This is a genomic window from Streptomyces sp. P9-2 (assembly GCF_051903975.1).
Classification (GTDB): Bacteria; Actinomycetota; Actinomycetes; order Streptomycetales; family Streptomycetaceae; genus Streptomyces; species Streptomyces cellulosae.
In genome coordinates this window covers 3354299-3368579 of record NZ_CP192633.1, presented here as the reverse complement: position 1 = coordinate 3368579, position 14281 = coordinate 3354299, and the positions used below count along the sequence as shown (strand labels likewise).

Here is a 14281-nt window from a genome sequence, read left to right as displayed (position 1 = left end):
GCGGGCCCGCTCATCCCTATTACGGCGGCTGCAGTCCGGCTGCCGTGGCCGCCGTGCGCAGGACGTCCCGGAGCATCTCGGGGGTGAGCTTGCCGGTGAAGGTGTTGCGCTGGCTGACGTGGAAGCAGCCGTAGAGGCCGAGCGGCGGACCGTCGGCGGCGTCCATCTCGACATGGGCGCCGTGCCCGAAGACGGGCCGCGGGCGGGGCACGGTCCAGCCGGCCTCGGCGAACGCGGGCAGCGCCGCCTGCCAGCCGAACGCGCCGAGGACGACGGCCGCGCGGACCGTGGGCCGCAGCAGCCGCAGCTCCTGCACCAGCCAGGGCCGGCAGGCGTCCCGTTCGGCCGGGGTGGGCTTGTTGGCGGGCGGGGCGCAGTGCACGGGCGCGGTGACACGGACCCCGTACAGCTCCAGGCCGTCGTCGGCGTGCGTGGAGGTCGCCTGGGAGGCCAGGCCCACGTCGTACAGCGCCTGGTACAGCACGTCGCCGGAGCGGTCGCCGGTGAACATCCGGCCGGTGCGGTTGCCGCCGTGCGCGGCGGGCGCGAGACCGATGACCAGCAGCCGCGCGTCGGGCGGCCCGAACCCGGGCACCGGCCTCCCCCAGTACGTCCAGTCCGCGAACGCGGCCCGCTTGGTACGGGCGACCTCCTCGCGCCAGGCGACCAGGCGCGGGCAGGCACGGCAGCCGGCGATACGCCGGTCGAGCCGGGCGAGGCCTTGGGGATCCATGACTCCCACGGTAGGCGTCCGGTACGGCACCCGGGCGCGGATCGCGCCCGCCTGTATCCGCGTCCGGTCGGCGGGCCGGGCGGGCTAAGGTCGGGAGCATGGTTGCCGAGGGTGCGCAGAACGACAGGACGGCCGGGGCGGACGAAGGCGCCGAGGGCGCGGCGACCGCTCCCGCGGGGGCCACACCCGAGGCCGTGGACCCGAAGGTCGCCGCCGCGGTGGCCGCCGCCGAGGCGGCGGGCCCGCAGAACGGCGAGACCGTACGGATCGACAGCTGGATCTGGTCGGTACGGCTGGTCAAGACGCGGTCCATGGGCGCCGCCGCCTGCCGGGGCGGGCACGTCCGCGTGAACGGCGAGCGGGTGAAGCCGTCGCACTCCGTGCGGGTAGGCGACGAGGTACGGGTGCGTGTGGAGACGCGGGAGCGGGTCGTCGTCGTGAAGCGGCTGATCCGCAAGCGGGTGGGGGCGCCCGTAGCCGTCCAGTGCTACATCGACAACTCGCCGCCGCCCCCGCCGCGCGAGGCCGTCGCCCCCGCCGGCATCCGCGACCGCGGGGCGGGCCGCCCGACCAAGCGGGACCGCCGCGAACTGGAACGGCTGCGCGGACTGGGCGGCCTGGGCGGGCCGGGCCCGCTCGGCGGCTACGCGGGCCCGCCCGTCGCCGGCGACCCGAGTGCGACGCCGGGCGGACGCAGGGACACGGGTGGCGCGGGCGGCCGCGGGACCGGTGGGGGCGGACGCCGGGGCAGGAACAAGGGGGCGGGGGGCGCGCCTCGGCCGTGAGCAGCCGAGGCGGGACGCACCTCCCGACCGTTGACACCTGAGGCGGGAGGCACCCCTCGGCCGCGAGCATCCGGGGCGGGACGCTGCCCTCGGCCGCGAGCACCGAGGCCGGAGGTGCCCCTGAGCCATGAGCACCCGAGCCCCCGGGGCCCACCCCGACCCGTCAGCACCCGAGCGGGATACACGCCCCAGCCGCAAGCAGACGAGGCGTGAACACCGACGCCTTAGAGACCGCGACCAAGGTCACGCCATACGCACCGCCCTCGCCCACATCCCGTCCTCCGTCAGATACCGGTCCACCCTCAGCCCCGTCTCCGCCAGTACTCCCTCGAACTGCTCCGGGGTCAGCGGGCGGGAGCGGAACGTCTGGGTCCAGGTCGCGTCCGGGAAGACGTACTCCACGTGCACCGAGTCCACGCCGTCGCCCACCGGCTCCACGGAGGCGATCCGCACCGTGAAGCCCGACGGGTCGGTCCGCTCGCGCGGCACGTTCGTGTGGTAGTCGGCTCCCTCCCGCTGGATCAGCACGCACCCGCCCTCCGCGAGGTGCCGCACGCAGGTGCGCAGCATGCCCCGGCGTATCTCTTCGTCCCCCGCGTGCACCAGGAACGAGGCCAGCAGCACCACGTCGAACGTCTCACCGAGGTCCAGCCGCTCGATCGGGCCGCGTATCGTCCGCGCCCCGCGCACCCGCTCCAGCATCTCGGCGGACTCGTCCACCGCCGTCACCTCGAAGCCGCGCTCCAGCAGCGCGTGGGTCATCCGCCCCACCCCGCAGCCCAGCTCCAGGATCCGCGCCCCCGCCGGCACCGCAGCCGCGATCACGTCCGGCTCGTCCCCCACGGGAAGCCGCGCGTACAACTCCACCGCGCAGCCGTCCGGGGTGATCGCCCCGGGTCCCGTCCCCTCGTACCCTGCCCGCATCGTCTGCTCCATGCCCGTCGAACGGACCGCTCCCGCACGTCCGTTCCCCTCCCCGCCGATGCCACCCGAACGAGTGACAGGGGGTCGAGGCGGGCACCCGGACCGCGAGAGAGCTCGGCCGCCCCGGGGTGTGATCGCGATGCGTACCGGCAGTGAACCGACGACCGCGCGGAGTCCCCTGCGCGTGCGGTTCTGGCTGAGCATCTGGGGTGTGATCTGGACGGTCGCCGGAACGGTGGGGTTCGCGCTCGCCGGGTATCCGGGCTGGGCGCTGGCCTGCGGGATGCTGCTCCTGGTCGTCGTGGCGGACCTGGCGTTCGTGGTCCGGCACATCCGCCAGGGCCCGCACTACCAGCCGGGCCGCGACATCCCGCCGTACGAGCCCCCGCACGAGCCGTCGGACAGGCGTTGAGGACGTCCGCGCCCGCGGCTCAGCCGTCGAAGCGCGCGGCCTTCAGGTACTCCGGGTTCGGGTCCAGCGCCGCCGCGAGGCGGAAGTGGCGCTTGGCCGGGTGGGTGCGGCCCTGCCGCTCGTAGGTGCGGGCGAGGGCGTAGTGGGCGAAGGCGTTGTCCGGCTCCCGTTCCAGGACGAGCGAGAACTCCAGCTCGGCGGGGCGCAGCTGGGCCGCCGCGAAGAAGGCGCGCGCCCGGAGCAGCCGCGCGGCCGTGTTCTCGGGATGGACGTCGATCACGCCGTCGAGCAGCTTCACCGCACCCCGCGGGTCGCGGGAGGCGAGCAGATGCTCGGCGGCGCGGAAGTCGATGACGTGCGTCTCCGGCGTACGTCCGGACGGACCACTGGTCTGGGGCACGGCGGAATCCTTCCCTCACTCCGAGGCGTCAACGCCTCGCCCGGCGCCCCCTATTCCGGCCGGCGCTCCCGCGCGCGGCGGACCAGGTCGGCCCACACCTCCTTGACGCGGCGTTCCAGCTCGTCGAGGGGCACGTCGTTGTCGATGACGATGTCGGCGATCGCGCGGCGCTGCTCGCGGGTGGCCTGGGCGGCCATGCGGGCCCGGGCGTCCTCCTCGCTCATGCCGCGCAGCCGTACCAGCCGGTCGAGCTGGGTCTCGGGGCTGGCGTCGACGACGATCACGACGTCGTAGAGGGGGGCGAGGCCGTTCTCGGTGAGGAGCGGGACGTCGTGGACGACGACGGCGTCCTCGGGCGCGGCCTCCTCCAGCTCGCGCGACCGGGCGCCCACCAGGGGGTGCACGATCGAGTTGAGCGTGGCGAGCTTCTCCGGGTCGTTGAAGACGAGGGCGCCCAGGCGGGGCCGGTCCAGGCTGCCGTCCTCGGCGAGGATGTCCTCGCCGAAGGCCTCCACGACGGCGGCGAGCCCGGGCGTGCCCGGTGCCACGACCTCGCGTGCGATGCGGTCGGCGTCGATCAGCACGGCTCCGCGCTCCACGAGCAGCCGCGACACCTCGCTCTTGCCGGCTCCGATACCGCCGGTCAGGCCCACTGTCAGCATGGGCAGCAGCCTAGGCGTCCACGGTGACCGGCGGTCCGGCGGGCGTCAGTTGTCGCCCTCCCGCTCGGCCAGGAACTTCTCGAACTCGCGGCCGATCTCGTCCGCCGACGGGATGTCCACCGGCTCGGCCAGCATGTTGCCCCGGGTCGCGGCGCCCGCCGCGGCGTCGTACTGGTGCTCGAGGCCCTGGACGAGGGCGGTGAGCTCGTCGTCGCCCTCGCGGATCTGCCGGTCGATCTCGGTCTGGGTGCGCTGGGCGTCGGTGCGCAGGGAGTGCGCCACGCTCGGCAGGACGAGACCGGTGGCGGCCGTGATGGCCTCCAGCGCGGTCAGCGCCGCGTCCGGGTACGGCGAGCGGGCGATGTAGTGCGGCACGTGCGCCGCGACGCCCAGGACGTCGTGCCCGGCCTGCATCAGCCGGTGCTCGACCAGGGCCTCGGCGCTGCCCGGGACCTGCGCCTCGTCGAAGACGCTGGTGCTGACCGGGACGAGGTCGGTGCGGTTGCCGTGCGGGGTGAGGCCGACCGGGCGGGTGTGCGGGACGCCCATGGGGATGCCGTGGAAGTTCACCGACAGGCGCACCTGAAGGCGCTCCACGATCTGCTTCACGGCGGCGGCGAAGCGCTCCCACTCCACGTCCGGCTCCGGCCCCGACAGCAGCAGGAAGGGCGCTCCGGTGGCGTCCTGGACGAGCCGCACGGTGATGGCCGGGACCTCGTAGTCGGTCCACCGGTCGCGCGTGAAGGTGAGCAGGGGCCGGCGGGCGCGGTAGTCGACGAGCCGGTCGTGGTCGAACCGGGCGACGACCTGGTGGGGCAGCGAGTCGAGCAGCCGGTCGACGATCTGGTCGCCGGTCTCGCCCGCGTCGATGTATCCGTCGAAGTGGTAGAGCATGACAAGTCCGGCCGACTCCTGGGCCAGCGCCGTGTCGACGACGTTCAGACCCTTCGGCTCCCAGGCGTACAAATCCTGCGGATCAAGCACAGTGACCGCTCCTCCTCGTGTTTCACCCACCACAACGTGGCACGAAGCACAGGCATTCCCACCGCAGACGACACCCTCGGGACAACCCCCTCCGGGGCGCGGGGAACTGCGCGACAAGCCCTCCGGGCCCGCGGCCGACGACGCACCCGCCCAGGCGCCCAGGGGCACGCCTGAGGGGCCGCACCTCGCAAGGTGCGACCCCTCAGATCAACCACTAACCCTCAGTGGAGAGCGTTCAGCTCTGGCCACCCGCCAGCTTCTCGCGAAGCGCGGCCAGCGCCTCGTCCGAAGCCAGGGCGCCGGACTGGTCGCCACCCTCGGAGGAGTACGAACCGCCGCCGGACGCGGCCGGAGCGGCGGGCTCGCCACCCTCGGCAGCGGCCTGGGCGTCCGCCTCGCGGGACTTGATGACCTGCGCCTGGTGCTGCTCGAAGCGGGCCTGCGCCTCGGCGTACTGGCGCTCCCACTCCTCGCGCTGCTTCTCGTAGCCCTCGAGCCAGTCGTTGGTCTCGGGGTCGAAGCCCTCGGGGTAGATGTAGTTGCCCTGGTCGTCGTAGGACGCGGCCATGCCGTACAGGGTCGGGTCGAACTCGACCGCCGTCGGGTCGGCGCCGAAGGCCTCGTTGGCCTGCTTCAGCGAGAGGCTGATGCGACGGCGCTCGAGGTCGATGTCGATGACCTTGACGAAGATCTCGTCGTTGACCTGGACGACCTGCTCCGGGATCTCCACGTGGCGCTCGGCCAGCTCGGAGATGTGGACCAGACCCTCGATGCCCTCGTCCACGCGGACGAACGCACCGAACGGAACCAGCTTCGTGACCTTGCCGGGCACGACCTGGCCGATCTGGTGGGTGCGGGCGAACTGCTGCCACGGGTCTTCCTGGGTCGCCTTCAGCGACAGGGAGACGCGCTCGCGGTCCATGTCGACGTCGAGGACCTCGACCGTGACCTCCTGGCCGACCTCGACGACCTCGGAGGGGTGGTCGATGTGCTTCCAGGAGAGCTCGGAGACGTGGACGAGACCGTCCACGCCGCCCAGGTCCACGAAGGCGCCGAAGTTGACGATCGAGGAGACGACGCCGGAACGGACCTGACCCTTCTGGAGGGTCGTGAGGAACGTCTGGCGGACCTCGGACTGGGTCTGCTCCAGCCAGGCACGGCGGGACAGGACCACGTTGTTGCGGTTCTTGTCCAGCTCGATGATCTTCGCCTCGAGCTCCTTGCCCACGTAGGGCTGGAGGTCGCGGACGCGGCGCATCTCGACCAGGGAGGCCGGAAGGAAGCCGCGGAGGCCGATGTCGAGGATGAGACCACCCTTGACGACCTCGATGACGGTACCGGTGACGATGCCGTCCTCTTCCTTGATCTTCTCGATGGTGCCCCAGGCACGCTCGTACTGGGCGCGCTTCTTCGAGAGGATCAGGCGGCCTTCCTTGTCCTCCTTCTGGAGGACCAGGGCCTCGATCTCGTCGCCGACGGCGACGACCTCGTTCGGGTCGACGTCGTGCTTGATCGAGAGCTCTCGGCTCGGGATGACACCTTCGGTCTTGTAACCGATGTCGAGCAGGACCTCGTCCCGGTCGACCTTCACGATGACGCCGTCGACGATGTCGCCGTCGTTGAAGTACTTGATCGTCTCGTCGATCGCGGCGAGGAAAGCTTCCTCGTTACCGATGTCGTTGACCGCTACCTGCGGGGTGGTGGCGGTGGTCTCGGTGCTGCTCGTCATGTGGGAAAGGGCTCCGGTACGGACATTGAAGTCGTAGGTACTGCTACGCCGGAGCCCGTTTCGCTCTGCAGAAGCCGGACAGCCAAGGAAGCGCCACAAAAATCCGGTGGCGCCTCGACAACCGAGGGGACATACAACAGATGCGAGCGCAGCCTGCTACGTCTGAGGTGCGCAGGCCCGCAGCGCAACTTGTAGCATACGGGGGCTGCCGGGCAGGGTCAATGCGCGAAGCCGCCCACCCGGGGCGGATCGCCGCATAACCGGCACAACTGCCGTCTCCCGAGGCCATGCAGGGGTGAAGAAGGCCCCCTCGGCGACACACCGGGGACCCGGCTGGACGGAAGAGTACGACGAGGGAGCCGATCATCCAAGAGTCCGAAGTCCCCGAAGCCCCCGAACCCGAGGCCACCCGGCGGGAGGCCGGCGTCACGGAGAGCTCCCGGGCCAACCGGGGCTGGTGGGACCGCAACGCCGACGAGTACCAGAACGAGCACGGGACGTTTCTCGGCGACGACCGCTTCGTGTGGGGCCCGGAGGGCCTGGACGAGGTGGAGGCGGAGTTGCTCGGCCCGCCGGAGGAGCTGAAGGGGCGCGACGTCCTGGAGCTGGGCGCCGGCGCGGCGCAGTGCTCGCGCTGGCTGGCCGCGCAGGGCGCGCGTCCGGTGGCGCTGGACATCTCGCACCGCCAGCTCCAGCACGCGCTGCGCATCGGCGGGGCGTTCCCCCTCGTGTGCGCGGACGCGGGCGCGCTTCCTTTCGCCGACGCCTCCTTCGACCTGGCTTGCTCGGCGTACGGGGCGCTGCCCTTCGTCGCCGATCCGCGGCTGGTGCTGCGGGAGGTGCGCCGGGTGCTGCGTCCGGGAGGGCGGCTGGTGTTCTCCGTGACGCACCCGATCCGCTGGGCGTTCCCGGACGAACCCGGTCCGGAGGGGCTGAGCGTGTCCGGGTCGTACTTCGACCGCACGCCGTACGTGGAGCAGGACGAGACCGGTCACGCGGTGTACGTCGAGCACCACAGGACGCTCGGGGACCGGGTGCGCGACGTGGTCGCCTCCGGTTTCCGGCTGGTGGACCTGGTGGAGCCGGAGTGGCCGGCCTGGAACACCGCCGAGTGGGGCGGCTGGTCGCCGCTGCGCGGCAGTCTGATCCCCGGCACGGCGATCTTCGTGTGCGTACGGGACTGAGCGCGTGATCCGTCACCAGGCGCTGGAGTCGCTTCCGGTGCGCGAGGCGCTGCCCTCGCTCGCCGGGGCGCTGGAGGAGCACGGCACGTCGGTGCTGGTGGCGCCGCCCGGCACCGGCAAGACGACGCTGGTGCCGTTGGCGCTCGCCGGGCTGTGGGGGGCGGGTCCCGCGCGGCGGGTGCTGGTCGCCGAGCCCCGGCGGATCGCGGCCCGCGCGGCGGCGCGCCGGATGGCGTGGCTGCTGGGCGAGCGGGTGGGCGCCTCGGTCGGCTTCACCGTGCGCGGGGAGCGGGCCGTGGGGCGGGACACGCGCGTGGAGGTCGTCACGACGGGTGTGCTGCTGCAGCGGCTCCAGCGCGACCAGGAGCTGGCCGGGGTGGACGCGGTGGTGCTCGACGAGTGCCACGAGCGGCATCTGGACGCGGACACGGCGGCGGCGTTCCTGTGGGACGTGCGCGAGACGCTGCGGCCGGACCTGCGGCTGGTGGCCGCGTCGGCGACCACGGACGCGGAAGGCTGGGCTCGGCTGCTGGGCGGCGCGCCGATCGTCGAGGCGCGGGGCGCCGCTCACCCGGTCGACGTGGTGTGGGCGCCGCCCCCGCGCGCGGTGCGCCCGCCGCACGGCATGTGGGTGGACCCGGCGCTGCTCACGCATGTCGCGGCGGTGGTACGGCGGGCCCTGGCCGAGCGGGACGGCGACGTGCTGGTGTTCCTGCCGGGGGTCGGGGAGATCTCCCGGGTGGCCGGAATGCTGGGCGGCCTGTCCGGTGTGGACGTTCTCCAGGTGCACGGGCGTGCGCCGGCCGCCGTGCAGGACGCGGTGCTGTCGCCCGGGGAGCGGCGGCGCGTGGTGCTGGCGACCTCGGTCGCGGAGTCCTCGCTGACGGTGCCGGGTGTACGGGTGGTGGTGGACTCGGGCCTCGCCCGCGAGCCGCGCGTCGACCACGCGCGGGGCCTGAGCGCGCTCGCGACGGTACGGGCCTCACGTGCGGCGGGGCGGCAGCGGGCGGGGCGCGCCGGGCGTGAGGCGCCGGGCGCGGTGTACCGCTGCTGGGCGGAGGCGGAGGACGCGCGGCTGCCGTCGTACCCCTCCCCCGAGATCAAGGTGGCCGACCTGACGGCGTTCGCGCTCCAGGCGGCCTGCTGGGGCGACCCGGACGCCTCCGGCCTGGCGCTCCTCGACCCGCCACCGGGCGGCGCGATGGCGGCGGCCCGGGAGGTGCTCACGGCGATCGACGCGGTACGCCCGGACGGCCGCCCCACCGGGCGGGGCACCCGCCTGACCCGCCTCGGCCTCCACCCTCGCCTGGGCCGCGCCCTCCTGGACGCGTCCCCGCAGGTGGGCGCCGACCTTGCCGCCGAGGTGGTCGCCCTCCTCTCCGAGGAGCCACCGCGCGACTACGGCGACGACCTGCCCACGGCGCTCCGCACGGCCCGCAAGGGCGGCGACGGGTACGCGGCGCGCTGGCGCACGGAGGTACGACGGCTGCGGGGCGCCTTGTCCCAGGCAGAGGGGGCCGAGGGGCCGGGCGGAAACGCCGAGGGCGGGACCTCGGCTGCGGGCGGCCCGGGCGCCTCGGCACCGTCGGACGGCGGCACGGCGCCGACGCCCCGCAGCGGGAACCGGCCGGGCGGGCGAGAACCCGCACCCGGCGCACGCGCAGCCGGGGCCGAGGAGCACACAGCCGGTGGGCGCCACGCACCCGGCTCGGGCCGAGCCTCGGCACCGTCGGACGGCGGCACGGCGCCGACGCCCCGCAGCGGGAACCGGCCGGGCGGGCGAGAACCCGCACCCGGCGCACGCGCAGCCGGAGTGGACGAGCGGGCCGTCGGGCTTGTCGTGGCGCTCGCTTTTCCCGAGCGGGTGGCTCGGGTGGACGGGGGCTCGTATCTGATGGTGGGCGGGACGCGGGCCGAGGTGGGCGGCGGGTCCGCATTGCGGGGGGCCGAGTGGGTCGCCGTCGCTGTCGCCGACCGGCCCGTGGGGCGGGGGCACGCGCGCGTGCTGCTCGGGGCCGCCGTGGACGAGGACGTGGCGAGCCTGGCGGCGGGGACGCTGCTCGAGCGGTGTGAGGAGGTGCGCTGGGGCGACGGAGACGTCGTGGCGCGCCGGGTGGAACGGCTCGGGGCGGTCGAGCTGACCACGCGGCCGCTCACGGACGCCGACCCCGCCCTGGTGCGCGCCGCGCTGCTCGACGGTCTGCGCCGGGAGGGGTTCGGGCTGCTGCGGTGGACGGCCGGGGCGGAGGTTCTGCGGCAGCGGCTGGCGTTCCTGTACGCGCGGCTGGGGGAGCCGTGGCCGGACGTGTCCGACGAGGCCCTCCACGCGCGCGTGGGCGAGTGGCTGGAGCCTGAGCTGAGCCGGGCACGGCGCCGGGCCGACCTCGCGCGGATCGACGCCGGGCAGGCGCTCGCGCGGCTGCTGCCGTGGGCGTCCGGCGAGGCGGCGCGCCTCGACGAGCTGGCGCCCGAGCGGATCACCGTGCCCAGCGGTTCGGCCGTACGCGTCGACTGGTCCGACCCGGAGCGGCCGGTGCTCGCCGTGAAGCTGCAGGAGATGTTCGGGCTGCAGGAGTCGCCCACGGTGGCCGGGGTGCCGCTGCTGGTGCACCTGCTGTCCCCGGCCGGGCGGCCCGCCGCCGTCACCGCCGACCTCGCCTCGTTCTGGCGCGAGGGCTACCAGCAGGTGCGGGCGGAGCTGCGCGGCCGGTACCCGAAGCACCCCTGGCCGGAGGACCCGGCCGCCGCGCAGCCCACCCGCCACACCAACGCGCGACTGCACCGGTAGCGGGCAGGGCCTCGACTCAGGCGGCCGGGGTCTCCGACGGCTCGGTGGACGGGTCCGTGGACGGGTCCGTCGAGGGCTCCGGGTCCGGCGATGGGTCGGGACTCGGCGTGGCGGCCGGTTCCACCGTCAGCTTCACGTCGAGCGTGGCGCCCCCGGCCGTGGTGAGGCGGAGCAGGAACGTGCCGGCGGTGTCGTCCGCGTACAGCTTCGGCAGGGTCAGCTGTCCGTCCGCGCCGGTCTTCAGACCGGTCAGGGTGCGGACCGCCTTGCCGTCGGCGTCCTTGAAGTAGGGGCCGTTGTCGTTCTCGGCGGGGTCGTCGGCGGACGTCACGAGCTTCGCGGTGACGGCGACCTTCCCGGCGGCCTCACCGCCGTAGGTGGCCTTGATCTCGACCGGCTCGGCGAACTCGCCGCCCGCGACGCAGGCCAGTTCCTTGTCGCCGACGCGGGCGAGCGCGTCGGCGACGCGCTGGGTGACCGTCACCTTGTAGGGGACGCCCTTGACCGAGCGGCCGACGACGGCCGCCTGGACGGCGAACGCGCCGGTCCGCTCCCCCGCCTGCAGCGCGGGCGCGACCGCGACGCCGGACGCGTCGGTCGTCACGGTCGCCACGCTCTCGCCGCCGGCGAAGGCGGTGTCCGTGTCGCCGACGACCGTGAAGCGGATCCGCACCTTGGCGACCGCCTTGCCCGCCTCCGTCTCCGCGCGCGTGGAGATGCGCTCGGCGAAGGTGTGGCCCGCCATGGCGGTGAGGGTGCCGGTGCCGGCGTCCTCCAGGTGGTGCACCGTGTCGGTGGGCGTCGGCGGGGTGGACGGCGAGGGTGTGGTGGGGGGCGTGCTCGGGCTGCCGGTGCCGGGCGTGGTCGGGCTGGGCGACGGCCGGGAGCCAGCGGGCTTGCCCGGCCGGGTGCCGGGCCGCGCGGGCGGGGTGGTGCCGGGCGCGGACGGGGTGACGCCGGGGCGCACCGTCTCGTCGCTGCGGTCCTCGGGCAGGGCGCCGGTGCCGTCGGGGATCTCGTGCGTGCCCTTGCGGTAGAACTCCAGCCACGACAGGACGGTGTTCAGGTAGTCCGTCGAGTTGTTGTAGCTGAGGATCGCCTTGCGCAGGTCGCTCTGCTGGGACAGGTCCCAGTCGAAGCGGCACAGGTAGTGGCCGGCGGCGAGGGCGGCGTCGTAGATGTTGTTGGGGTCCTTGCGGCCGTCGCCGTTGCCGTCGCGGCCCGCCCACTCCCAGGTGGAGGGGATGAACTGCATCGGCCCGACGGCCTGGTCGTACATCCGGTTGCCGTCGTACGCGCCGTTGTCGGTGTCGCGGATGAGGGCGAAGCCGTTGCCGTCGAGCTGGGGGCCGAGGATGGGCGTGACCGTGGTGCCGTCGGCCTTCACCCGGCCGCCGCGCGCCTGACCCGACTCCACCTTGCCGATGGCTGCGAGGAGTTGCCAGGGCAGGTTGCAGCCGGGCTTCTTGGTGCGCAGCGTGGCCTCGGCCTGCTTGTAGGCGTCGAGGACGGTCGCGGGTATGCCGGCCTCGGCGGCGCTCTGGTCACCGGTGGCGCCGGAGCCCGCGGAGGGCGAGGGGTTGGGGCTGTTGAGGGGCGGCAGGTCCGTGTAGTACGGCGAGTTGCCGGTCGCGCTGTCGTCGGCGGCCGTGTCGGGCGCGGAGGTGGCGTCGCCGGTGCTCTGTCTGCCCTGGTCGTCGACCGTGACGCCGGGGGCCTGGGACGCGGACAGGGCCGCCACCGCTGCCGCGGCCACGGCGGTGGTTGCCGCTCCCTTGCGCAGCCTCCTGCCGATGTGCGCCGCCATAGAGTGAACCCCTCCCCGCGGGCGCTGTGGGCGCCCTTCACCGTGTACCGCGTTCGCCCTGTCGTGACGATCTGCGCGCCCCGCCGGTTGCCCTGGGATACGGGACCGGGTCGGCGACCCTCGCGACCCTACGACAACTTCCCTTGCACGGACACCCGTTGCTGCCCGATATTCACCGGTTGGCCATCTTCTCGGCCGACGGGTTCGTGGGGCGACGGACCGCCGCGCCCCTCGGCTGTCGAATACTGGGTGCGCCCGACGCCGGGCGCCTGTCCGGTCAATCCCCGCTGCGAGGAGTCTCGTTGCCGTTCACACTCAGCCACGCGGCGGCGGTGCTGCCGGCCGTCCGCACCGACGGGACGGGGCGCGGCCCGCTGGTCCCGGCGGTGCTGGTCGCGGGCACCTTCGCGCCCGACATGACCTATTACGCGGCCAGTGTCGTGTCCGGGGCGATGGAGTTCGGCGACGTGACGCACGCGGGGTGGGGCGTGTTCACCGTGGACGTGCTCATCGCCTGGGCGCTGGTGGGGCTGTGGCTGTCGGTGCGGGAGCCGTTGGTGGCGCTGCTGCCGCGGGCCCGTCAGGGGCGGGTGGCGGCGCTGACGCGCTGTGGTGCGCCCCGCGCGCGGGTGGGGGCGTCGCTGGCGCGGTGGTACGTGTCCGCCGTGCTGGGCGGTCTGACGCATGTGGTGTGGGACGCGTTCACCCATCACGACCGGTGGGGGACGCGGCTGATCCCGGTGCTGGGCGAGGAGATCGGCGGCTCGCCGGTGTTCTGGTACGCGCAGTACGGGAGTTCGCTGCTGGCCGCGGTCGTGCTCGTGATGTTCGTCGCGCGGGCGCTGCGGCGCGCGGTCCCCGGGGGCGCGGTGCCCCCGGGGGTGCCGGTGCTGTCGGCGCGCGACCGGTGGGGCGCCGTGCTGCTGCTCGGAGGGTGTGCGGTGGTGGCGGCGGCGCTGAGGGCCGTCCGCTGGTGGGACTACTGGAGTCACATCGCGAAGCCCTACGAGCTGATCCCGACCGTCTGTTTCGGCGCGGGCGCGGGTCTGGTGGCCGCGCTGCCGGTGTACGCCGTCGCCGTCAGGGCCTGGCGTCCGGCCCCGGCCACGGAGGGCCCTGCGGACGCCGGTACGCGGGAGCCGGACCGTACGGCCGCACACTGAGCGTCTCGCTCGCCGCGACGAACACGGTGACGGTGCGGACCGGGCGGGGCCGGGGCACCACGGTGAGCACGAGGGTGAGGTAGGCGCGGGCCAGCTCGGCCCACAGCCGCCACGGGGGCTGCTCGGTCCCGGCGCCCCGGGCGGCGGGGGTGCGGCCGGTTCTCCACCGGCCGTCGGTGACGCGCCGGCCGAGCCGGACGGCGGAGTCGCGGAACGCGGCCGTGAGGCCACCGGGGACGCGGGCGGTGCTTGCGGCGGCCGCGAAGACCGGGACCGGCGGAAACGCCTGGCTGGTGGGTCCGTCGGCGTCGGCCCGCGGGGGTGCCGCTCTGCGGTGAAGCATGCGTATACCCATGCCTGGCATGCTCGCCGCCCCCGCCGACTCGGGCCCCCCTGCGGGGGCCACGCGAGTGAAGAACAGAAGCCCGACGAACGCCGGGGCGCCTTCCCGGGTGTGCTTTGACCTGGGGTTACGCCCACAGCGGTGCGCCGCGCGGGCACGGGGCCCGGGGGGCGCCGACGGCCGCCGCCTCGGCGAGGGTGCGGCACGCCTGCCGGCAGCTGCCGGAGGGGTGTCGGTCGCTGCGGCGACTACAGGACGCCGGTGGCTGGGACGGCGACGGCTCGGCGAGGGCTCCGCACGCGTGCCGGCGAGCAGGAGGCGTGTCGCGCGCACGGCGGCGACCACGAAACGCCGGTGGACGGGACAG

At 74.2% G+C, this 14281-nt stretch carries 13 protein-coding genes; 5 read left to right on the top strand and 8 right to left on the bottom strand.

The window, feature by feature from the left end:
• Nucleotides 1-19: 19 nt before the first annotated feature.
• Nucleotides 20-733, bottom strand: coding sequence for a uracil-DNA glycosylase (locus ACQY0Z_RS15390; RefSeq protein WP_439812414.1), 714 nt, complete (start codon nt 731-733; stop codon nt 20-22).
• Between the two features lie 98 nt (nt 734-831).
• Between ACQY0Z_RS15390 and ACQY0Z_RS15385 the strand changes: the two genes are divergently transcribed.
• Nucleotides 832-1518 (top strand): RNA-binding S4 domain-containing protein, encoded by a 687-nt coding sequence (locus ACQY0Z_RS15385; RefSeq protein ID WP_347226084.1) that lies wholly within the window; start codon nt 832-834, stop codon nt 1516-1518.
• Nucleotides 1519-1761: 243 nt separating this feature from the next.
• Here ACQY0Z_RS15385 and ACQY0Z_RS15380 read toward each other — a convergent pair whose 3' ends face one another.
• Nucleotides 1762-2442: a class I SAM-dependent methyltransferase gene (locus ACQY0Z_RS15380; RefSeq protein ID WP_347226085.1), complete on the bottom strand. Its 681-nt coding sequence runs from the start codon at nt 2440-2442 to the stop codon at nt 1762-1764.
• Nucleotides 2443-2581: 139 nt separating this feature from the next.
• Here ACQY0Z_RS15380 and ACQY0Z_RS15375 point away from each other — a divergent pair, with 139 nt between their 5' ends.
• Nucleotides 2582-2854: a DUF6343 family protein gene (locus ACQY0Z_RS15375; RefSeq protein WP_439812413.1), complete on the top strand. Its 273-nt coding sequence runs from the start codon at nt 2582-2584 to the stop codon at nt 2852-2854.
• A 19-nt stretch (nt 2855-2873) separates the two neighbouring features.
• On the opposite strand, the gene ACQY0Z_RS15370 is transcribed toward ACQY0Z_RS15375, so the two are convergent.
• The 4 genes from ACQY0Z_RS15370 to rpsA all read right to left on the bottom strand — a co-directional run bounded on the left by ACQY0Z_RS15370 (nt 2874) and on the right by rpsA (nt 6629).
• Nucleotides 2874-3254 (bottom strand): tetratricopeptide repeat protein, encoded by a 381-nt coding sequence (locus ACQY0Z_RS15370; RefSeq protein ID WP_019525320.1) that lies wholly within the window; start codon nt 3252-3254, stop codon nt 2874-2876.
• A gap of 50 nt (nt 3255-3304) precedes the next feature.
• A complete protein-coding gene (gene coaE, locus ACQY0Z_RS15365; protein ID WP_189899365.1) occupies nt 3305-3916 on the bottom strand; it encodes a dephospho-CoA kinase in 612 nt (203 codons plus the stop codon).
• A gap of 45 nt (nt 3917-3961) precedes the next feature.
• Nucleotides 3962-4900, bottom strand: coding sequence for a PAC2 family protein (locus ACQY0Z_RS15360; RefSeq protein ID WP_189899364.1), 939 nt, complete (start codon nt 4898-4900; stop codon nt 3962-3964).
• 235 nt (nt 4901-5135) lie between these two features.
• Nucleotides 5136-6629 (bottom strand): 30S ribosomal protein S1, encoded by a 1494-nt coding sequence (gene rpsA / locus ACQY0Z_RS15355; RefSeq protein ID WP_086700269.1) that lies wholly within the window; start codon nt 6627-6629, stop codon nt 5136-5138.
• A 365-nt stretch (nt 6630-6994) separates the two neighbouring features.
• Here rpsA and ACQY0Z_RS15350 point away from each other — a divergent pair, with 365 nt between their 5' ends.
• A complete protein-coding gene (locus ACQY0Z_RS15350; RefSeq protein ID WP_189899721.1) occupies nt 6995-7813 on the top strand; it encodes a methyltransferase domain-containing protein in 819 nt (272 codons plus the stop codon).
• Between the two features lie 4 nt (nt 7814-7817).
• Nucleotides 7818-10601, top strand: coding sequence for an ATP-dependent helicase C-terminal domain-containing protein (locus ACQY0Z_RS15345; RefSeq protein ID WP_439812412.1), 2784 nt, complete (start codon nt 7818-7820; stop codon nt 10599-10601).
• A gap of 16 nt (nt 10602-10617) precedes the next feature.
• On the opposite strand, the gene ACQY0Z_RS15340 is transcribed toward ACQY0Z_RS15345, so the two are convergent.
• Complete coding sequence (locus tag ACQY0Z_RS15340) at nt 10618-12408, bottom strand: lytic transglycosylase domain-containing protein (protein ID WP_189899359.1); 1791 nt, start codon at nt 12406-12408, stop codon at nt 10618-10620.
• A 302-nt stretch (nt 12409-12710) separates the two neighbouring features.
• Here ACQY0Z_RS15340 and ACQY0Z_RS15335 point away from each other — a divergent pair, with 302 nt between their 5' ends.
• Entirely contained in the window at nt 12711-13571 is an 861-nt protein-coding gene (locus tag ACQY0Z_RS15335) for a DUF4184 family protein (RefSeq protein ID WP_439812411.1), read from the top strand.
• Here ACQY0Z_RS15335 and ACQY0Z_RS15330 read toward each other — a convergent pair.
• A complete protein-coding gene (locus ACQY0Z_RS15330; protein WP_439812410.1) occupies nt 13489-13914 on the bottom strand; it encodes a hypothetical protein in 426 nt (141 codons plus the stop codon). The genes ACQY0Z_RS15335 and ACQY0Z_RS15330 overlap by 83 nt on opposite strands.
• Nucleotides 13915-14281 lie beyond the last annotated feature (367 nt).